General features: G+C 40.7%; 18 protein-coding genes and 1 tRNA gene. 12 read left to right on the top strand and 7 right to left on the bottom strand.

Going from position 1 to position 20814, the window contains the following annotated elements; genetic code table 11:
* Nucleotides 1-150 precede the first annotated feature (150 nt).
* The 3 genes from rimP to infB are packed head-to-tail and all read left to right on the top strand — an operon-like array spanning nucleotide 151 to nucleotide 4658.
* Nucleotides 151-618 (top strand): ribosome maturation factor RimP, encoded by a 468-nt coding sequence (gene rimP / locus J4E76_RS10720; RefSeq protein ID WP_208504006.1) that lies wholly within the window; start codon nucleotides 151-153, stop codon nucleotides 616-618.
* Nucleotides 619-623: 5 nt separating this feature from the next.
* Nucleotides 624-1868, top strand: coding sequence for a transcription termination factor NusA (nusA, locus tag J4E76_RS10715; RefSeq protein WP_208504005.1), 1245 nt, complete (start codon nucleotides 624-626; stop codon nucleotides 1866-1868).
* Between the two features lie 39 nt (nucleotides 1869-1907).
* Nucleotides 1908-4658 (top strand): translation initiation factor IF-2, encoded by a 2751-nt coding sequence (gene infB, locus J4E76_RS10710; protein ID WP_208504003.1) that lies wholly within the window; start codon nucleotides 1908-1910, stop codon nucleotides 4656-4658.
* Nucleotides 4659-4856: 198 nt separating this feature from the next.
* Here infB and J4E76_RS10705 read toward each other — a convergent pair whose 3' ends face one another.
* Together J4E76_RS10705 and J4E76_RS10700 are read right to left on the bottom strand one after the other, a co-directional pair.
* Nucleotides 4857-6044, bottom strand: a complete 1188-nt coding sequence (locus J4E76_RS10705; RefSeq protein ID WP_208504001.1) for a hypothetical protein — start codon at nucleotides 6042-6044, stop codon at nucleotides 4857-4859.
* Complete coding sequence (locus tag J4E76_RS10700) at nucleotides 6041-7033, bottom strand: aspartate-semialdehyde dehydrogenase (RefSeq protein WP_208503999.1); 993 nt, start codon at nucleotides 7031-7033, stop codon at nucleotides 6041-6043. Before J4E76_RS10700 ends, J4E76_RS10705 begins: the two co-directional genes overlap by 4 nt.
* 77 nt (nucleotides 7034-7110) lie before the next feature.
* Between J4E76_RS10700 and J4E76_RS10695 the strand changes: the two genes are divergently transcribed.
* The 5 genes from J4E76_RS10695 (at nucleotide 7111) to J4E76_RS10675 (ending at nucleotide 13307) form a co-directional block, all read left to right on the top strand.
* Entirely contained in the window at nucleotides 7111-10962 is a 3852-nt protein-coding gene (locus tag J4E76_RS10695) for a lamin tail domain-containing protein (RefSeq protein ID WP_208503997.1), read from the top strand.
* 160 nt (nucleotides 10963-11122) lie between these two features.
* On the top strand, nucleotides 11123-11275 hold the full coding sequence (locus J4E76_RS10690) for a hypothetical protein (RefSeq protein ID WP_208503995.1): 153 nt from the start codon (nucleotides 11123-11125) through the stop codon (nucleotides 11273-11275).
* 214 nt (nucleotides 11276-11489) lie between these two features.
* Complete coding sequence (locus J4E76_RS10685) at nucleotides 11490-11876, top strand: TraR/DksA C4-type zinc finger protein (RefSeq protein ID WP_208503993.1); 387 nt, start codon at nucleotides 11490-11492, stop codon at nucleotides 11874-11876.
* Nucleotides 11876-12460, top strand: coding sequence for an SMC-Scp complex subunit ScpB (gene scpB, locus J4E76_RS10680; protein ID WP_208503991.1), 585 nt, complete (start codon nucleotides 11876-11878; stop codon nucleotides 12458-12460). Before J4E76_RS10685 ends, scpB begins: the two co-directional genes overlap by 1 nt.
* A gap of 43 nt (nucleotides 12461-12503) precedes the next feature.
* Nucleotides 12504-13307, top strand: a complete 804-nt coding sequence (locus J4E76_RS10675; protein WP_208503989.1) for a pseudouridine synthase — start codon at nucleotides 12504-12506, stop codon at nucleotides 13305-13307.
* Nucleotides 13308-13419: 112 nt separating this feature from the next.
* Here J4E76_RS10675 and J4E76_RS10670 read toward each other — a convergent pair.
* Nucleotides 13420-13492, bottom strand: a tRNA-Phe gene (locus tag J4E76_RS10670).
* Nucleotides 13493-13591: 99 nt separating this feature from the next.
* Here J4E76_RS10670 and J4E76_RS10665 point away from each other — a divergent pair.
* Genes J4E76_RS10665 through J4E76_RS10655 form a run of 3 tightly spaced genes read left to right on the top strand, consistent with a single transcriptional unit; the run spans nucleotide 13592 to nucleotide 16302 of the window.
* Nucleotides 13592-14917: a 4Fe-4S dicluster domain-containing protein gene (locus tag J4E76_RS10665; protein ID WP_208503987.1), complete on the top strand. Its 1326-nt coding sequence runs from the start codon at nucleotides 13592-13594 to the stop codon at nucleotides 14915-14917.
* A gap of 2 nt (nucleotides 14918-14919) precedes the next feature.
* On the top strand, nucleotides 14920-15495 hold the full coding sequence (locus J4E76_RS10660; protein WP_208503985.1) for a DUF1287 domain-containing protein: 576 nt from the start codon (nucleotides 14920-14922) through the stop codon (nucleotides 15493-15495).
* A gap of 9 nt (nucleotides 15496-15504) precedes the next feature.
* Nucleotides 15505-16302, top strand: coding sequence for a (Fe-S)-binding protein (locus J4E76_RS10655; protein WP_208503983.1), 798 nt, complete (start codon nucleotides 15505-15507; stop codon nucleotides 16300-16302).
* A gap of 57 nt (nucleotides 16303-16359) precedes the next feature.
* On the opposite strand, the gene J4E76_RS10650 is transcribed toward J4E76_RS10655, so the two are convergent.
* Genes J4E76_RS10650 through J4E76_RS10635 form a run of 4 tightly spaced genes read right to left on the bottom strand, consistent with a single transcriptional unit; the run spans nucleotide 16360 to nucleotide 20085 of the window.
* The gene (locus tag J4E76_RS10650; RefSeq protein WP_208503981.1) at nucleotides 16360-17214 is read right to left on the bottom strand and encodes a hypothetical protein; all 855 of its coding nucleotides are present in this window, start codon (nucleotides 17212-17214) and stop codon (nucleotides 16360-16362) included.
* Nucleotides 17215-17216: 2 nt separating this feature from the next.
* Nucleotides 17217-17894 (bottom strand): DM13 domain-containing protein, encoded by a 678-nt coding sequence (locus tag J4E76_RS10645; protein ID WP_208503979.1) that lies wholly within the window; start codon nucleotides 17892-17894, stop codon nucleotides 17217-17219.
* Entirely contained in the window at nucleotides 17891-19375 is a 1485-nt protein-coding gene (locus J4E76_RS10640) for a cell wall metabolism sensor histidine kinase WalK (protein WP_208503977.1), read from the bottom strand. The genes J4E76_RS10645 and J4E76_RS10640 overlap by 4 nt, the downstream gene beginning before the upstream one ends.
* Nucleotides 19375-20085, bottom strand: a complete 711-nt coding sequence (locus J4E76_RS10635) for a response regulator transcription factor (RefSeq protein ID WP_236017379.1) — start codon at nucleotides 20083-20085, stop codon at nucleotides 19375-19377. The genes J4E76_RS10640 and J4E76_RS10635 overlap by 1 nt, the downstream gene beginning before the upstream one ends.
* Nucleotides 20086-20297: 212 nt before the next feature.
* Here J4E76_RS10635 and J4E76_RS10630 point away from each other — a divergent pair, with 212 nt between their 5' ends.
* Complete coding sequence (locus J4E76_RS10630; RefSeq protein ID WP_208503975.1) at nucleotides 20298-20801, top strand: hypothetical protein; 504 nt, start codon at nucleotides 20298-20300, stop codon at nucleotides 20799-20801.
* Nucleotides 20802-20814 lie beyond the last annotated feature (13 nt).

The raw sequence follows: 20814 nt of genomic DNA, 5'->3' as shown, positions 1-20814 counted from the left end.
ATATAGTTCTAGCCTAAAAATAAGAGCCTTTTTCCATAAAATTGGAATCACATTCATATTTGATAAGAAATAAAAAACAGCTATTTTTGCAGAACTTATTTGGAAATATACCAGAGGGGACCTTTAAGTCCCCTCTTTCTTTGTGCAACTATGGACATAACATCAGAAATAAAAGCCCTTGCAGAATCCTTTTTAAAGGATGAGAGCTATTTTATTGTTGATGTAATATCTAAAGGGGTCACAGGGAGAACAAAGCATTTGATTCTGCTAGATGGTGATAATGGTGTTACTATTGATGATTGCGCCTCACTGAGCAGACAAGTGTCGCATCAGATTGAAGAAAGAGATTTAATTCAAGATGCCTTTGTTCTGGAAGTCTCTTCGCCTGGACTTGAACATCCATTAGCTTCTGAAAGACAATTTGCCAAAAATGTAGGCAGAAAGTTGAAAATCAGGTTGACCGATGGAACAATGGTTCAAGGAAAACTAGAGGGTCTTTCCAAAGAAGCATTAGATATTGAAAAAGAGACAACTGAAAAGAAGAAGGTGATACTTGAAAAAGCATCTATTCCTTTCAATACAATAGAAAAAGCAAACGTGATCGTGTCATTTAACTAGAGAAAATGGACAGTGTAGTATTAATCGAGTCATTTGCAGAGTTTGCAAAAAGCAAGAACGTAGACCGACCTACAATGATTAGGATTCTGGAAGATGTTTTCAGAACCATGATCAGAAAGAAATTCGAAGTTGACGATAACTTTGATATTGTAATAAATGCCGATAAAGGTGATTTAGAGATTTGGAGATTCCGAGAAATTGTTGACGATAACTCTGAAGACATTTGGGACCATGACAAAATCTGTTTAACAGATGCCCGTAAGATCGAGCAAGATTTTGAAATTGGTGAAGAAGTAGCTGAAGAGATCAAACTAATTGATTTCGGAAGAAGAGCGGTAATGACTGCTCGTCAGACTTTGATTCAGAGGATCAAAGACTTGGAAAAAGATATTCTTTATCAAAAGTATAAAGACCTTGTTGGCGAGATTATCTCAGCAGAAGTATATCAAATCTTGAGTCGTGAGGTTCTCTTAGTGGATAATGAGGGCAATGAGCTTGCAATTCCTAGAAATGAGCAGATCTCTAAGGATAGATTCAGAAAAGGCGAATCAGTTAGGGCAATTGTTGATCGTGTAGATATGGTTAACGGTAGTCCGAAAATTATCCTTTCGAGAACTTCTGGTCAATTCCTTGAAAGACTTTTCGAAAGTGAAGTTCCTGAGGTGTTTGACGGTCTTATTACTATTAAGAAAGTGGTTCGTGAACCAGGAGAAAGAGCCAAAGTGGCTGTCGAGTCTTATGATGACAGAATCGATCCAGTTGGTGCATGTGTAGGTATGAAAGGCTCGCGAATTCATAGTATCGTTCGTGAATTGCAAAACGAGAATATTGATGTTATCAATTTTACTGATAACATGGAACTGTATATTTCAAGAGCACTTAGCCCAGCCAAAATTTCAAGTATGAAAATTTTGGATGAGGACGGACGTGTATCAGTTTACTTGAAACCAGATCAGGTTTCTTTGGCCATCGGAAAGGGTGGGCAAAACATTAAGCTGGCATCAAAGCTAGTTGGCCTTGAAATCGATGTATTCAGAGAGCTTTCTGAATATGAAGAAGAAGATGTCGATTTGGACGAGTTTGCGGATGAAATTGATAGCTGGATCATTGATGAACTTAAGCGTATCGGTCTTGATACTGCAAAAAGTGTGTTGATGCTGGCTCCAGAAGATATCGTTAGAAGAACTGAATTAGAAGAAGAAACTGTTAAGTTCTTGTTCGAAATCCTTAAAAAGGAATTCGAGAAATAATAGATTTTATTAAAACCTGAAAAAAAGGGATATTTGAGTATGTCAGAAGAAAAAATGATGAGACTGAGCCAGGTTTCGAGAAAGCTGAACGTAGGTAGAAATACCATCGTGGACTTTCTATCAGCCAAGGGCCACTCAGTTGACAGCAGCCCCAATGCCAAAATTAATGGTGAGCAGTATGATTTGCTTGCCAAGGAGTTTGCTGCGTCTGCCTCTGAAAAAGAGGAAGCGTCTCATCTTACTATTGGCACCAAACACGTTGAAGAGTTGGCTCCAGTTACTCCTAGTGCTCCTCCAGTAGAGGAACCTAAAAAAGAAGAAGTAGCCCCTGAGGTAGAAGCTCCGAAAGAAGAGCCTAAACCTGTCGAGCCCGTAGTTGAAGCTCCGGTAAAAGAAGAGCCTAAAGTAGAAGCCCCTGTTGAGGAAGAAAAACCAAAAGAGGAAGCTCCAAAGAAAGCAGAAGAGCCTGTTCAAGAAAAATCTGGTTTAAAAATCTTAGGTAAGATTGATCTTGATAAGAACAAGAAAAAAGAGGAGTCAAAGCCTAAAGTAGAAGAAAAGCCTAAGGCAAGCGAACCAAAAGCTGAAGAAAAACCAGCTGAAGAGGCTGCAACACCTGAGAAGGTTATAGAAGCAAAAGCAGATTCCTTAAGAGGTTTGAAGGTTGTTGGTAAAATTAAATTACCTGACCCTCCAAAGAAGACTAAACCTGAAGACAAGAAAAATCAGGGTGGAGATTCTAAAAGACCGAGAAAACGTATTCAGTCTAAGTTCGAACGTGCTAACAAAGGAGCTTCTCCAAGCGGTGGTGGCGGTGGTCAACAAAGAGGTGGCCAACGCGGTGGCAGTGCGAACAGAAATAGAGTTCCTAAGGAAGAACTTACTGATAAGCAGATTCAGGAGCAGATCAAAGAAACACTAGCACGATTGAGTGGTGGTGGCAAAGGTGGAGGCAAGAGCCGTTCCAAGTACAGAAAAGAAAAACGTTCTGCAGCGGCTGAGGCGGCTGAAGAAAAAATGCTTCAGGAGCAGGAAGAAAGCAAAACACTAAAGGTCACTGAGTTTATCTCAGCAAGTGATCTGGCGAGTTTGATGAATGTATCTGTGAATGAAGTTATTTCTACTTGTATGTCATTGGGCATGTTCGTCTCCATTAACCAGAGGCTTGATGCTGAAGCGATAACCATTATTTCTGATGAATTCGGATACGATGTTCAATTTACTTCTGCAGATGACGATGTAGACGTAGTAGAGGAAGAAGATCAGGAAGAAGATTTATTGGACAGAGCACCAATTGTGACCATCATGGGTCATGTTGATCATGGTAAGACATCACTGCTCGATTACATCCGAGATGCCAATGTAACAGCTGGTGAAGCTGGGGGTATTACCCAACATATAGGTGCTTATGATGTAATGACGAAGGATAACAAGAAAATTGCCTTCCTTGATACACCGGGTCACGAAGCCTTTACAGCAATGCGTGCTCGTGGAGCGAAAATCACTGATGTTGTAATTATCGTGGTCGCAGCGGACGATAACGTGATGCCTCAGACTAAAGAGGCCATTAATCACGCTCAGGTTGCTGAGGTGCCAATCGTAATTGCGATTAACAAAATTGATAAGCCAAACGCCAACTCTGATAAAATCAAAGAGGAACTTTCTCAAATGAATATCCTTGTTGAGGATTGGGGAGGTAAATATCAATGCCAGGAAGTTTCTGCAAAAACGGGACAAGGCGTTGATGAACTATTAGAAAAGGTATTACTTGAAGCTGAACTTCTTGAGCTTAAAGCTAACCCTGATAAAAACGCTGTTGGTACTGTAATTGAAGCCTCTCTTGATAAGGGAAGAGGATACCTATCGACAGTAATGGTTCAAGGTGGTACAATGAAGATTGGAGATGTTGTTTTAGCAGGATCTCATTTCGGCAAGGTGAAAGCCATGTACGATCATAGAGGAAACAGACTTGAAGTAGTAGGACCGGCCACTCCAGTTCAAATGCTTGGGTTGGATGGAGCTCCTCAAGCGGGTGATCGTTTTAACGTAATGGATACCGATCGCGAGGCTAGAGAAATAGCCACTAAGCGTGAGCAGATACTTCGTGAACAAAGCGTTCGTACCAAGAAACACATCACACTTGATGAAATTGGTAGACGTCTTGCAGTAGGAAACTTTAAGGAACTTAATGTTATCGTAAAAGGCGATGTGGATGGTTCCGTTGAAGCCTTGAGTGATTCTTTACTGAAACTCTCTACAGAAGAAGTTCAAGTGAATATTATTCATAAGGCAGTAGGTCAGATTTCAGAATCTGATGTGTTATTAGCGACTGCCTCAGATGCAATTATCATTGGATTCCAGGTAAGACCTTCGGGAGGGGCAAGAAAGATTGCTGAAACCGAAGAAATCGAGATCAGGCTATACTCCATCATCTATGACGCCATTAATGAGCTCAAGGATGCGATGGAAGGTCTACTCGAACCAACTGAGAAAGAGGTTATCACTGGTAACATCGAAGTTCGTGAAGTCTTTAAGATTTCCAAAGTTGGTACAGTTGCCGGTTGTTACGTGACTGATGGTTTTGTGAAACGAAACAATCAGATCCGATTGATCAGAGATGGTATTGTAGCTTATACTGGAGATATCGGACAATTGAAACGTTTCAAGGATGATGTAAACGAAGTTAAGTCAGGTTACGAATGTGGACTGAGTATTAAGAGCTTCAACGACATTAAAATTGGTGACGTGATCGAAGGATTCGAAATACAAGAAGTGAAGAGAACTTTATAAAAGTTCTAAATCGATATATTGAACCCTGACTTTTTGAGTCGGGGTTTTTTTATGGAAAATATCTTATTGATTGTATTAGGACTAAATATCTCGGGGCTTCTACTCGGACTAATTAGTCCATGGCGCGCACTCTGGTGGATGAGCAAACAGAACCGACTTTTAGTCTTACAGTATTATGGAATCCCGTTATTGATTCTGTTAACGATCTATTTTCTCGCATAAAATCAACTGACGTCCTGCTTGGTCGGTTGTGCCAAACAAGTATTGATTACCTCCTTCTTTCAATCCACTCTTCTGCCTGATTTGAGCTACCGTCATTTGAAAGTTTCGAGTCGTAATATTGGCCTTCATTTCCGGAAAGTATCGTTTAAGCACTTTCTTATTCAATGAGATTTTATCAATCACTCGAAAGGCTCTGCCCGGAAAACCTTCAATAAGTTCTAAAGAAGTATACAGGTGAGAATTAACTTCAAGCTTGCTTAGCCCAAATGAGTTACCGATAGTCTTGAACGCGCCTGCCTTTAAAATGGAAGCATTCGGTTCATATAAGAAGTCTTGAACTTGGCTGAAGTTCACAGTGTTTGTTTCCTCCTGCTCGAAGGTGAATTCAAAGCTCTCCGTATCCTTGTCTTTTATGTTGACACAGTAGATTTTGGGTCGAATATCTGCGTTTTCACTGAGTAAGAAGATGAGTTCTTTAACTTCATTTGATACCGCTACTATGTGGACCGATTCCACAGATTGTAATTGACGGACAGCCCCCTTTATATCTAGCAATGGAGATGTTTTGAGCATCACTCGCTTCGACTTTGACAAGAGCTTCGGCAAGAGATCAATCACATTAGGCTCACAGTCTTCAAGTCTCACCACTTTCTCATTATGATCACCTCGTCTTGCAGGATCTAAATAAATCAAATCACATCTGATTTCTTCCGCAAGAAAATGTTCAGAATCCATGTGGTGAATTTGCACACCAGAGAGGCCCAGTCGTCCAAAGTTGTGCTGTGCTTTGCTCACCAAGACCTCTTGTCTTTCCACATAATGATTGGTCAAAAATCTGCTTGATAAAAAAGCAAAATCAACACCAAAACCACCAGTAAGGTCTACCATGCTTTCCCCATCAGGGATGAGGTTGGCTTTAAATAGGGCTGTGAGTTCAGAGGAGCATTGCTCCATTGACAACATGGGAGGATAAATTATCTCCTCCCTTTTAAACCATGAGGGTAGTTTAATTTTGGCCTTACGCCTAGATTGTATCTGCTCGACAATCAGCCTCATGGGCCAATCTGGATATTGATTGGCTTTAAGCATTAGCGAAGCAGGGTCATCATAGAGATGATCCTTTATAAACTCTTGGATTTCTGGTTTGGTAAGCGTTGAGATCAAACGGTTTGCATTTGCTTCTGCAAATATTCAACAATTTGAACAGCATTAGTAGCCGCACCTTTACGAAGGTTATCTGCCACCACCCACATATTCAAAGTATTGGCTTGACTTTCGTCTCTTCTTAGTCTTCCTACAAAGACTTCATCTTTCTTATGCGCTGTCAAAGGCATTGGATATAAATTCTGGCTTGGATCATCCTGAATAATTATTCCCTCTGTATCGCTCAGAATCTGTCTCACACTATTCAACTCAAAGTCTTTCTTAAACTCTACGTTAATTGCCTCAGAATGCCCTCCAATGGTAGGGATACGGACAGTTGTTGTCGTAATGGCAATAGAGTCATCACTGAAGATTTTCTTTGTTTCGTTGATCATCTTCATTTCCTCTTTGGTATAACCATTGTCTTGGAAGACATCGATATGTGGCAGCGCATTCATATCAATTTTGTGAGGATAACACATGTCTCCGCCTTCACCACTCCGCTCGTTCATCAATTGATCAACAGCAGCCTTACCAGAGCCAGTAACTGACTGATAAGTAGATACCACAATTCTTTTAATTCCGTATTGCTGACGAAGTGGTTCCAAGGCCACAACCATTTGAATAGTAGAGCAATTCGGGTTCGCGATGATCTTGTCATCAGCTGTTAGTTGATCCGCATTTATCTCTGGAACAATTAGTTTATGCTCAGGGCTCATGCGCCATGCTGATGAGTTGTCAACAACTACGGTTCCAACAGCCGCAAACTTTGGTGCCCATTCCAGCGAGGTACTTCCTCCTGCAGAAAATATCGCAAAGTCAGGTGCAAGAGCCAGAGCCTCCTCCATGGTAATAACTGTATACTCCTTGCCCTTAAATGTCTTCTTTATACCTGCTGATCTGGCAGAAGCTACCAAATACAGCTCATCAAATTGAACATTTCTTTCGTCTAAGACTTCTAAAATCTCTCCTCCTACCAGTCCTGTTGCTCCAACAACGGCAATTTTCATTTTTCTCTATTTATCTCTAAATCATTTATTAGACAGTATAATGCAAATTCATTATATTAAAGTAATAATAAATTTACATGAAATTTATACTGAGCACCCTTTGCTTGCTTTGCACAAATATACTGCTAAGTCAGGTGAACAGTTTTCCATATACAGAAAGTTTCGAACAAGCATTCAAAATTGGCTCAAATATCGACTTTATTCCGAATTGGCTCGGCAATACGATCGGCACGAGGAATAGAATCTTTGTAGGAAGTGACCCTCGAACAGGTAATCAATCTCTTAATATAATTCCCACTTCTAGTTTCAATGGCACCATTGAAATCTCTTTAGACCTAAGGAAAATCAATAATCCCAAAATCTCGTTCTATGCCTTCTCTAAGAAAAATGGCTCATCCTCTAGCAGTAGGCCTGTATTGCTGTCAATTTCAACGTCTATTGACGGAGGCCTCAATTATTCTTCAAGCATTCAAATCGGTAATGAAAAGACTTTCCCAAACAACGACTCCACATCATATTCCCGTTACACTTATGAATTGCCGTTTGAAGCCAGCGGAAAAGAGCAGGTAAGAGTGAAGCTGGTGGCTGAAAGAGGCAATGGGTCCGGTTCATCGGCTGAATTAGTTTTGGATGACCTTACCATTGAAAGTCAGATCCTTCCATTGGAAATTGTCTCAATTGAAACGAACTCTAAGAATTCTGTCAAAATAGTCTTTAATCAACCCCTTGAGGAATCATCCGTTCAGCAAGTCAAAAACTATTCTATTAACAATGGTATAATCATACATGATGTGGTGCTGTCGAGTTCTACCACTGTCACACTATCAACTTCTTCACTTGAGAACAGCACCTACCAAATCAGCGCCACAGGTCTTAAGGCCTTGTCCGCAAATGTTCCAGCAGGATCATTTGTGGGTGATTTTACCTTTATCGAGCCTTTACAAATACAGGATATTAGGGTCCTTGACAAGCGTTCACTCCTTCTAGAATTTAACCTGAATCTAGCGGATTCTTTAGCCGAAGTATCAGACCATTACATTATCTCATCAGGCATTGGAGGCCCCATAAGAGCAAGACTCGATAGTCAGTTCCATAATCAGGTTTTACTTACTCTACCAACGGAACTCCGAAAGGAATCTTACGAACTGGTTATTAATGGAATCAGAGACAAATCTGGTTTGGCCATAGCAAAGGATTTAACGCAAAATTTTGATTATTTACCATTAGAAGTATCCAATCTATTGGTCATTACTCCAACGGAGATCGAACTTACTTTCAATCAGAAAGTAGATGTTAGTAGGGCTCAAATGTTGGATAGTTATGCCTTCGACTTTGATGTAAAACCCATCTTCATTAGTCTTTTTGATAGCATTGCCAACCTGAAACTCAATCGATCGCTTGTTAACAATACTTACACGCTCGCCATCAATGATGTCGTTAATCTAAGTGGTAATGCAATCGCTGAAAACATCAAAACGGAATTCAAAAATGATACGCCTACCCTTCCAAGACAGATCTTGATCAATGAGATTTTTGCCGATCCTTCAGGCGATCATGAACCAAATCCCACAGTGCTTCCAAATGACAGCCGAGATGAATATGTTGAACTATACAATAACACACTCAGTGCCATTGATATTACCGGGTTTCAACTCACAGGGGGTACTATAGGCGAACTTGTGTTAATGCCAAAGGACTATGTTATCCTGACGGCCCGAAATAACGTAGAGAAGTTTGAGGTATTTGGAAACACCGTTGGCGTCTCATCTTGGAACAGTCTGAGTAATAATGGGGAACGAATAGTACTCTATGACAATCTCGGATATTTAGTCGACAGCTTGACTTATGACAAATCATGGTACAATGACCTGGACAAATCCGATGGTGGCTGGTCTATTGAGTTAGTCAACCCAAACCCATCTTGTATTGGTTCTCACAATTGGAGTAGCTCCATTGACAAATTAGGAGGCTCTCCGGGTGAGGAAAACTCTATTTACAACCCTATTCCAGACATTGTCAGTCCTCAGGTCATTGAGTTTCGCCTGGCAAATGATACCACACTTCTGTTCAGCTTCAATGAAGCCATGGAGCTAAGCACACTAAGAGAAAACAACTTTGCTCTTTCTCAGGGAAACTCCATCAAGGAACTCTATGTGTCCAACAGTCTTGGGACTGAAGTCGAAATCCATTTGTCCGGGAAGCCAATAGAAGGCTTGTTGCATAACATCCGGCTTTCGAATTTGAGAGATTGCTCAGGAAACCTTTTACCAGAATCCACATATGACTTCTATATTGGGGCGACTCCAGCTCCAAATGATGTGATCATCACTGAAATCATGGCATCACCCACCCCCTCTCAAGGTTTGCCCGAGGCCGAATACATTGAAGTCTACAACCGGTCAGACAGGATTCTTCAGATGGCAGGAACAATTCTGGCTGATGCCAATAACTCCACCACCTTAGAAGATTTCGCTCTTTGGCCCGATCAATATCTCATATTGACAGCGAATAGCGCTACTCAAGAATTTGAAAGCATTGGATCGGTTTTAGGTGTAAGCAATTGGGTAAGTCTAAACAATAGCGAAGATCAGCTATCTATTTTTAACACAATCGGCAGCACCGTTCATTCTGTTAGCTATTCAGATACTTGGTATCGATCCTCATCGAAAGCAGTGGGTGGCTTTTCACTCGAGATGATAGACCCTAATTTTCCATGTCTGGAAGAAACCAATTGGACAGCCTCCACCAGTTCAATGGGAGGCTCTCCTGGCCAACCCAATTCTGTCCAAGGGGAAAACCCTGATATGGTAGGGCCTAAACTCTTGAAGGCTGTGACCATTGATCCTTCTACTATCATGCTACACTTTAACGAGAAGCTCAACCCTTCGACAATTGAGCCTACCCGTTTTACTGGAAACTATGGGTTAAGCTTTATTGCTGCGATCGTAAATGAAGATGGAAAGACAATTCAGCTCACAAGCTTAGATGACCTTACTGAAAACACTGTCTATACTATCTATGCTAGTAATCTCACCGATTGTAGCGGAAACCTCATTGGCCAAAACGACAGCTCAATCGAATTAGTCGTCTCTGGACAAGCCGCTCCCCAAGATGTCATTGTCAACGAAATCTTATTCAATCCAAGATCAGGTGGAGTTCGATTTGTAGAGATTTACAATAATTCAGCGAAGTATATTAACCTTAAGAACTGGAAGCTTCAGGGAAATACTAACACTCGCATAATCACTATGGATAACTTCTTCATAGCACCAAGACAGTTCTATACGGTTTCTGATGATTCAAGAGTATTAAAAGCACAATATCCAAATGCCAGATCAGACTCATTTATAGAATTAACGGCTATGCCTAGTCTACCCTCAGATACGGGAACAGTCACTTTGCTAAATTCTAAGCAGCTTAAGATCGATGAATTCTCCTACAGTGAAGATTATCATTCTCCACTTATCACAGATAGCAAGGGCGTTTCGCTTGAAAGAATTCGCTATACCTCACAATCCAATGACCCAGAAAATTGGTTTTCAGCTTCCTCAACAGAGTTTTCTGCGACACCTGGATATGAAAACTCTCAGTCACACCCATCAATCTCACAGTCGGGAGAAATCAAGGTATCACCACTCACTTTCGCGCCAGAATCATCACGAGGAAATAATTTCACTACAATAAATTACGCTTTCAAAAGTCTTGGGAATACCCTTAATGTCAGCATTATTGATTCAAATGGAAAAAAAATCAAAGCACTAGGGCAAAATATAATTGCGGGTCGTGAAGGCTTCCTCACTTGGGATGGTACCACCGACCAATTAAAGAAAGCGCGTGTTGGATACTACATGGTTTTAATAGAAATCATATCACCCCAGGGAGCCATTAGATATTCACGAAGCAAGGTTGCGATTGGAACATTTTTTTAGCGAATGTCCACGGTTTGTCTACAAGATTTTCTGGTTACCAAATTAATTCGAACATATTTGGCAACCTAGGTTACAATTGTTGCGCAAACGTTACCAAAATTAAAACATTCTTGGCTATATTATGGTTAAGACCACAACTACAATCTAAGAGACTACTGAAATGAATTGCTTAATTAATGAAACTGTTGACCGTTACTTGCGAAGAGGTCGGAAAGTTGATGTCATTGCTCGATATATGCGGATGCGATATCGAGTGAGCATTGAGGCATCAGCACTGACCAAAAGAATGCAATTAATGAACATCAACTACTAAGATTTAAAAGACCCCATTGGGGTCTTTTCTTTTTTAAATGAACACGTTTCGCAAAAATCCGTGTACTCAGAATATCTTTGCCTAGTAAAGTGTTTTTTACCAAACGAACGTTCGGATAGTAATACAATCAAAAAACATCTTATTACTTTGCAAATGACTAGCGCAGCCTTATTTTAGCGCAAATTTTTTTCTCAACTAATCAAATCGAAATCATATGAGTACTGCGGAGAAGACACGATATTCTGAGAATGAGCTTCAAGAATTTGAGGCACTTATCCTTGAAAAAATTGATAAAGCAAAAGTTGAGTTAACAGAATTAAAACGCAGTTTAACTAAAAGTGGTGATACTGGTGACGACATCACAAACAACTCTACTAAAGTATTAGAAGATGGTGCCGACACCATGGAGAAAGAAAATCTGAATCAGTTAGCGGCTAGACAACAAAAGTTTATCAACAACTTGGAAAACGCGCTCATTCGAATTAAAAATGGCACATATGGCATCTGCATTGATACCGGCAAATTAATATCTAAGGAAAGACTGAAGGCCGTACCACATACAATGCATTCTATTGCCGCTAAACTTTCCCAAAGAAAGTAGTGGATTTTCTAGCTCAGCATATTGAAGCACTAATATTCTGTGCGCAAAAACCTATCAGACTTATTGAATTAAAAGCCTGTCTTTCAGAAATGTTTGAGGCTGATGTTCCTGAAAAGGATATTGAGAAAGCCATAGAGCAATTGACGGAGAAATTCAGTGCCGATACTTTTTCATTTGAATTGATCAAAAGTGGTGGTGGGTATCAGTTTCTGACGAAGCCATCTTATCAGGCCAGTATTGGCATTCTGTTAAAGCAACAATCTAAAAAGCGGCTTTCGACTTCGGCATTAGAGACTCTCTCCATTATTGCCTATAAACAACCCACCACTAAATCAGAGATTGAACAAATTCGAGGAGTGAATTGTGACTACTCTGTTCAAAAACTTCTAGAAAAAGAACTCATCGAGATTAAAGGGAAATCTGAAAACGTAGGAAGGCCCTTGCTTTACGGCACCTCGGATATGTTTATGGACTATTTTGGAATCAACGATCTTAAGGACTTACCCACCCCCAAAGACTTCGCGACACCAGATAACGAAATAGGATCTCCTGATCAACAAGGGGAGACTACAAGCCCTGATTAATTAGCTACCTTTGTCGAAATCGAGTAGGGATACTCCATCTCATATGGCAAAGAAGAATTTCAACCCCAAGAAGAAGCGAAGTAGTGCTAAGGTGAGCAAGAAGCCTGAGTACAATCATAAGTCACTTCAACAACCAAAAGAACAAACAGAGGCCATTAGGCTGAATAAATACATCGCTAATTCGGGCGTTTGTTCAAGGCGTGAAGCCGATAAACTCATTGAAAAAGGAGAAATCACTGTCGATGGCGAGGTGATTAAGGAGCTTGGGTTCAAAGTACAACCAGGACAGGTTGTGGTTCACGAAAAAAATGTACTCAAGCCCGAGAAGCAAGTCTATATATTGCTAAATAAGCCAAAGGGCTTTTTAAGCACCACCACGGACCCAGATGGGCGCAAAACAGTCATGGAACTGGTAGCCAAAGCTTGCCCTGAGCAAATTTTTCCAGTGGGCCGTCTTGATCGATCTACCACCGGGCTTCTCCTTTTTACCAATGATGGCCAACTTTCGAAGAAGCTCACTCAACCCAAGCATCAAATCAAAAAAATCTATCAGGTCGGCTTGAATAAGCCCATTACCAAGAGTGATTTTGAGAGTATACTGGATGGTATCACTTTAGATGATGAAAAGGTTTTCGTGGATGATCTAGCTATAGTAGATGGAGATAATTCTACAATAGGAATTGAGCTCCATCTGGGTAAGAACCGTGTGGTAAGGAGGCTGTTTGAGCACCTTGGCTATACTGTTACAAAACTTGATCGTGTGGTTTACGGCTCGCTTACCAAAAAAGATCTCCCAAGAGGTAAATGGCGATTTCTGACTGAAAAAGAGGTTCTTTGGTTAAAATAAATAGTATGCATGCATACTATTTTATGTTTCATCCTTATATTAGCAAGGCTTATGCAAACGATTTCAATATCCAATAACAAAAAAAGCCTCTCGAAAAGAGAGGCCTTTGATGTGGTGCTGAGTGGATTCGAACCACCGACTCACGGATTTTCAGTCCGATGCTCTACCAACTGAGCTACAGCACCCTGAAATGGAGCACAAAAGTATATAAAAAGTTAAACCGTGCAAAACATTTTTGATAAATTCAAAACTAGGAATAAGACCAACACTTACTAGCGTATAATATGGAGTTTCTGCCTCAAATAGCATTTCTAATTATTGTTGCCACCGCATCGTTTTTTCTTTATAAACGCATTACCCAAATACGGAAGAATATCTTCTTAGGAAAACCTGCAGGTAGAACCGATAATACCTATGAAAGATGGAAAACAATGCTGTTGGTAGCATTTGGTCAACAAAAGATGTTCAAGCGCATTGTACCAGCGTTTCTTCACTTATTGATTTACACTGGTTTTTTGGTTATCAACCTTGAGGTTTTAGAATTTGTGATTGATGGGTTGGCAGGTACACATCGAATTTTTGCCCCCTACCTGGGCGACTTTTATACAGTTTTGATTAACATATTCGAATTTCTATCTGTAGCTGTCCTCTTCTCTTGTTTTGCCTTCCTGATTCGTAGAAATGTGATGAAAGTCAAGCGCTTTTCTGGTGAAGAAATGCGTAAATGGCCTACACTGGATGCCAACCTGATCTTGGTGATTGAAATCATCTTGATGTTTGCAATCCTAACCATGAATGCCACGGATTCGCTGATTCAAGGTCAGGATGATCACTATGCTCAAACCGGAACTTTCTTCTTTAGCAGTTTTCTCATTCCACTCTTTGAAGGAATGAGTGTTTCGACATTGATTTTTGTCGAGCGTTTTGCTTGGTGGTTCCATATAATAGGTATTCTAGGCTTCGCCATCTACGTGACTTACTCTAAGCATTTGCACATTGCAATGGCCTTCCCCAATACATGGTATTCAAACTTGGAGCAGAAAGGCAAAATTGAAAACATGCCTGTTGTTACCAATGAAGTCAAGATGATGCTGGGTATGCCGACAGAGGGAGTCAATGAGCCTCCTGCTGAAATAGCAAGATTCGGAGCGAAGGATGTCAACGACTTAAGTTGGGTGAACATTATGAATGCCTATTCATGTACCGAGTGTGGCCGTTGTACTTCTCAATGCCCAGCTAACATGACCGGCAAAAAACTATCCCCACGTAAAATCATGATGGCTACGAGAGACCGTGCCGAGGAAGTTGGGGCTAGCCTGGCTAAAGGAGGCAAGGGTTTAGAAGACGGTAAGTCATTACTAGGTGATTTTATTATCAAGGAAGAAATTAATGCTTGCACCAGCTGTAATGCTTGTGTGGAAGCTTGTCCAATCAATATTGACCCATTATCAATCATCTTAGAAATGAGACGGTACGTTTCAATGGAAGAATCGGCAGCTCCTGCTTCATGGAATGGGATGTTTCAAAATATTGAGACGAGTTTCTCTCCATGGAAATTCGCACCAACCGATAGGTTCAATTGGGCACAGGACTTAAAAAAGGAATCATAAGATTGCAGAAAGCCATACTCATATTGTTCTTTATTCCGATAGGTTTATTGGGGCAAGAAAGCTTTACACAGAAGCTTTCAGATGCCGCAATCGCATTGACCAGTGACGCTGTAACATATGACCCTAGCTACTTTTCAATAGCCTACCCAAATGGTGATGTACCCAAAGACAAAGGTGTTTGTACTGATGTTATTATTAGGGCCTATAGACAATTGGCCATTGACCTTCAGAAGGAAGTTCATGAGGATATGGCCGCTCATTTCAATGAGTATCCGAAACTATGGGGTCTCAGTAGGACTGATAAAAACATTGACCATAGACGAGTACCCAATCTGATGAAGTTTTTTGAGCGACATGGCACTGTTAAAGCCATTTCTTCAAAACCAGAAGATTATAAACCAGGGGACATTGTATGTTGGAACTTGGGAGGTGGTACTACGCATATTGGAATTGTGGTAAACAAAAAATCCAATGATAATGAGAGATACTTGATTTCTCACAACATTGGTAATGGACAGGAGCTATCTGACTGTTTATTTTCTTACAAAATCATAGGACATTATTCTTTCAAGCGATAATTAAAAAAGATGAGTGATAATATTAACCAAGTGCCAACCATGGCCGAAATGACGGCTAAAGGAGAATCTCCAGAAGTATTATTTTGGGTAGGTTGTGCGGGTTCGTTTGACGATAGATACAAAAAGGTGACGCTAGCTTTTATCAAAATATTGAATAAAGTAGGTATCTCTTATGCTGTATTGGGGGAAGAAGAAACATGTACTGGAGACCCAGCAAGGAGAGCCGGCAACGAGTTTCTTTTCCAAATGCAGGCCATCGCCAACATTCAAGTATTGGATGGCTACAATGTCAAAAAGATTGTAACCGCTTGTCCACACTGCTTTAATACACTCAAAAACGAATACCCAGAATTGGGTGGCAATTATGAGGTAATTCATCACTCTACTTTTCTACAGCAACTGATTAACGAGGGTAAAGTAGGTTTAAAAGGCGGTGGAGAATTCAAGGGTAAGAAAATTACCTATCATGACTCCTGCTACTTAGGCCGAGCCAATAATATCTACGATGCACCAAGAGAAGTCCTTGAAGCACTGGATGCCGAACTTGTAGAAATGAAGCGCTGCCGGACTAAAGGCCTTTGCTGTGGTGCCGGTGGTGCGCAGATGTTTAAAGATGCTGAGCCTGGAGACAAAGAAGTCAATATCGAGCGTACAGAAGAAGCTTTGGAGACTGGTGCTAATATCATAGCAGCTGGTTGTCCATTCTGCATGACAATGATGCGCGATGGCGTAAAAACCAAAGAGAAAGAAGACAGTGTTGAAGTGATGGACTTAGCTGAGTTAATTGCCAAAAACGAAGGGCTTTAAATTAAAAAGGGACCCCGACTAATCAGGGTCCCTTTTACCTCTCCCCATTAAAATTTCTTATAGCTTCATAAACACGCCCAGAGAATACGCTGGTCTCGCTAAGACTCTTCGACCAGAGGCGGCAAAACCAATACTTCCAGAAACCCCAAACCTTTCATTTAAGGAATAATTGACTTCTGGAGTAATTGCTAAATACTCGATGTTATTTGAAAAGATGCCATTTGCCGGTGTTTCAAGATCACTCCCATTGTTCAACGAATTGACACTAAGTACCTTCAAAGCAGCATTCCATTTGGGAGCAATATTGTAGCCTACTTCTATGCCTAATCTTAATTCATCACTGAAATTCTCGCTACGATTATTGAAGGCTAATAGTGTATTTATATAGCCCTTACCTCCATTAAAGCTGCGACTTGCTTCAAGACTTAGCATCACGTTAAATTCCCCATCTCCGGTCTGCAGGATTTCTGTACTTCCTCCACTTGGATTGCCGAAAGGCAAACCCAGTGTAAGACTTGCACTTACGACTATTGGTTTATTGACAATCAGTCCATATTTAAATGAAATATCAAAATCACCGAGAGAATTAACTGCATCCCCTTCAGCCAATAGGGTTCCTGAGCTAGAGACCTGTTCGTTCAGGGTTGCTCTTGAAAAGAATGGTACATATGCCGATACACCCAAGCGATCGGTAAGACCATATTCACCATAAATACTACTGATGTAAATACCAGCCGTGGCAATATCAATAATCTCTCCGCTAGGAGAATAATATTGATTGGCTTGAAGCACATACTGGCTTAATTTGAAGTAACCTTTTCCCTTAGGGGTGGGCCAACCTCCACCTGCAAAAACACTGCTGGTCATCAGCATCAGCAGGCCAGATAAAATTATGTGATTAGTACTCTTCATTTCTAATTATCAAATTGACCTGTTCCGAAAGCAACACCGAATGGCCTGCAGTAAATCAGTACGTGATTGTAAGTATCTAATTGAGCCTCTGTCAGAGCTATGGTATAGGTCTGCGCACCTGAATTTTGCATCAGTTGACCCATCTCAACCCCACCAGTCACTCTAGTGGCATTATTGCTCAAGTAAACGAATAAGCCTGGCCCTCTTGAAGCCACAAAATTGGACGAGAAAGTGAGCACTAAATTGTCCCCGTCTTCAGTGAGGGTAAAATTTCCGCTTACATTGTAATCCCTCAAGCCAACAAAAGATCCTGATCTCTCAGCTGCCGCGAGGACTGTATTTTGTCCAACAGAAACCATTACGGAATCTCGAGCTGCACCAGACATTGCACTGATCCAAACATTACCCTCGGCTACCCCTGTCGCTAACCCGGAAGTTGTGATAGACATTACCGCTTCATTATTTGAAGTCCATGTTATTTCTGTAGAAGACTGCTCTCCCATCTCATCGAAGAAATTTGCTTCAAATTGATATGAATCTCCTACGGCCAATGTCTCTAGCCTTTGGCTAATCGATACTGTCTGTTCTACTATTATATCTTCGACTACATCAGTGCCGATACAGCTCACTAGCCCCATGCCGGCCAGCAGTAAGATTGCATATGTTTTTATCCTTTTCATGCTTGATGATATGGTAGTTCAAATGAAAATGACGTCCCTTGATTTAGTTTGCTTGTGAGACGGATGGTGGCATCATGGATTTCTAGAATCTTCTTAACTATAGCCAGACCAAGACCAGTATTGTTTTTATCCAAACCAATTCTTTTGTCTCCAATATGGTACCTGTCAAACACAAATGGAATTTGCTCTTCAGGAATCCCCACCCCGGTGTCACTTACCTGAATTTCAACCGCATCGTCAAGTTCATTGGTCTTGATTGTGATGGTTCCACCTTCAGGTGTAAACTTGAGTGCATTATCAATCAGGTTTTGCAAGACTCTTTCTATTAAAGAAATATCAGCGTTAACCAGGTCAATATTATTTGAAATGACGGACTGAATCAGTACGCCTTTTTTACGAGCAAGTATTAGATACTTTTGAACTACATCTTGTAGCAACTCATTGACAAAAAACGGCTCCTTCTTTGGGTGAACTTGTTTTGACTCAAGTTTCGAAAGCTCAAACAGCTCAGAAACCATAGTTTTCAATTTCTCAGTACTTTGAAGAATAATGTCCAGGTATTTATCTCGCTCCTCAGGTTTTAGATTATCCTTCTTGATCATTAAGGTCTCTATATACCCATGTATAACTGCCAATGGTGTTCTTAAATCATGACTCACATTGCCAACTAATTCTCGTCTCAGGTTTTCCATCGACTTAAGGTTTTCAATATTACCTACTATAGTATCTGCCATCTCATTGAAAGCCACACCAAGGGTATTGAACTCCTTACCAGATTTGGTCTCTATCCGAGCCTCCAAATCACCATCTTGAAAACGTCTTACCGTATCAATAATGCCTCTGAGATTTCTGGTGATAAACCATATGGCGATCAGGCCGACAATCAAGGCGGCAATAAGTATGGCTATCATAGTGCCTCCTCCAAGAGCAGTGATGTAGTCATTCCAAAGATTGGACGCTACAGCATAGTAATCTTCACCGGCCAACACGACATAGACATACCCTTGAAGAGTTTCGCCCTCCATAATGGGAGCTGCACTAAATATTTGCTCTTCGCCTGGCTTTCGTGGGTCATCACCCATCACGCATACCTCGCCTTTAGTCTCTATGAACTCCTTAATCGGTTCTAGGCTAACTTCTGTGAGTTTTACCTTTTTGTATGGCGCTACATGATTGAGGATTTCCCCTTCCTTATCCAAAAGATAAACTTCAATGCTTGGGTTCACAGCCATCATATGATGCATAATATCATCTGTGGCAGTTTCACTCAGCTCTCCATCGATAAAAGGTTTCACTTCTTGGATAATGCTCTGAGCAATATTGGCATTCAACCTTTGGTTTCTTTCCAAATAGTATTTCTCACTTGTTGATATTGATAGCACAATATGAAATGCACCAACCATCAACAATAAAACGAGAAAAGTAGCAGAGAGCTTCCAAAACAGGCTGATCCCACCCTTCAAATTTTTCGATTCACTCATTAGTCTTGATTTAATTCGTCATTGAACCTATAGCCCACACCCCATGAGGTCAGAATATATTTAGGGGTAGAAAGATCTACTTCAATTTTGCTTCTTAGTCTATTGATATGAGAGTTAACAGTATGTTCATAGCCAGCAAACTCATAGCCCCAAACTATATTCAAAAGACTCTCCCGACTATAGCTCTTCCCAGGGTTTTCAGCCATTAGGGCTAAAAGATCAAACTCCTTGGGTGTCAAGTCAACTCGTTCATTTCTCAATAGGACCTTCCGCTTGTCTTTGTCGACAACGAGTTCTCCATAACGAAGAATTTCTCGTGATACTGATCCGCTATCAGACTGGTCTTCAGTTCTCCTAAGAATGGCTTTTACACGAGCTGTTAGCTCCCGAATACTGAAGGGTTTGGTCAGGTAATCATCTGCTCCCATTTCTAGACCCAATATCTTGTCGATTTCTTCAGATCTCGCTGTGAGCATCAGAATGGGAGTTTTTAGTTTAGAAGCACGCAGTTCCCGACAAACCTCCAAACCATCTTTTCCCGGAAGCATAATGTCCAGAATGATAAAATCAAAAGCCTCCGTAAGCGCAATTTCCAAAGCCGTGTCACCACGATCGGCAATCAAGGTGTCAAAGCCCATATCTTTCAGGTGAATCTCTATAAGACCACTGATATCGGCATCGTCTTCGACTATAAGTACTTTCTTATTCATAATAATAAGCGGTAAGATTAGCGTTCATTCATCACAGAAGTGTCACGGAAAAGTCAACAATGTGCCTCATTATGCGATTTTTACTTTTGCGGATAATACTTATGAAACAATTCAGTTGAATTTTTGTGCCAACTAATTGGTTACAAAGGACTACGACACGACATTTGATGTAAAATACTAGTCGAATATCAACTCGATAAAAGATAAGCCCTATGCTAAGCCCATTTGAAGAACTAAGTGCTGCATCCAGAATTTGGATTTATCAGGCCGATAGAGCCCTCGATCAAGAAGAACAAAAGGCTTTACTAACAGCTTCTGAGGAATTCCTGCAACAGTGGGCCGCTCATGGTCAGGCATTGATGGCCTCCGCCACGGTCAAACATGACCATTTTCTCATCATTGCAACTGATGAGGGCTTTAATATGGCCAGTGGTTGTTCCATTGATAGTTCTTTCCGTTTTGTACAGGAAATTGGAAGTAAACTTGGTATCAACTTCTTTGATCGAGCCAATCTCGCTTTTTTGTTAGATGATCAGGTACGGTTCATAAACATGAAAGACTTGAAATCATCCATTGAATTGGGTAATGTACACGGCACCTCCTTATTCTTTGATAACAATCTGACCACTAAATTAGAACTTGATAAAAGCTGGATCGTTAAAGCAGAGGAAAGTTGGCTTAAGAGATACTTTCAGGCCGCGAAAAGCGTATTATAAAGTAGCATTTTGC

Origin of the sequence: Roseivirga sp. E12 (genome assembly GCF_017592825.1) — a bacterium.
In the GTDB taxonomy this organism is placed as follows: domain Bacteria; phylum Bacteroidota; class Bacteroidia; order Cytophagales; family Cyclobacteriaceae; genus Roseivirga.
Note: the sequence above shows the minus strand (reverse complement) of the source record. Positions and strands in the feature narration are given on the sequence as shown.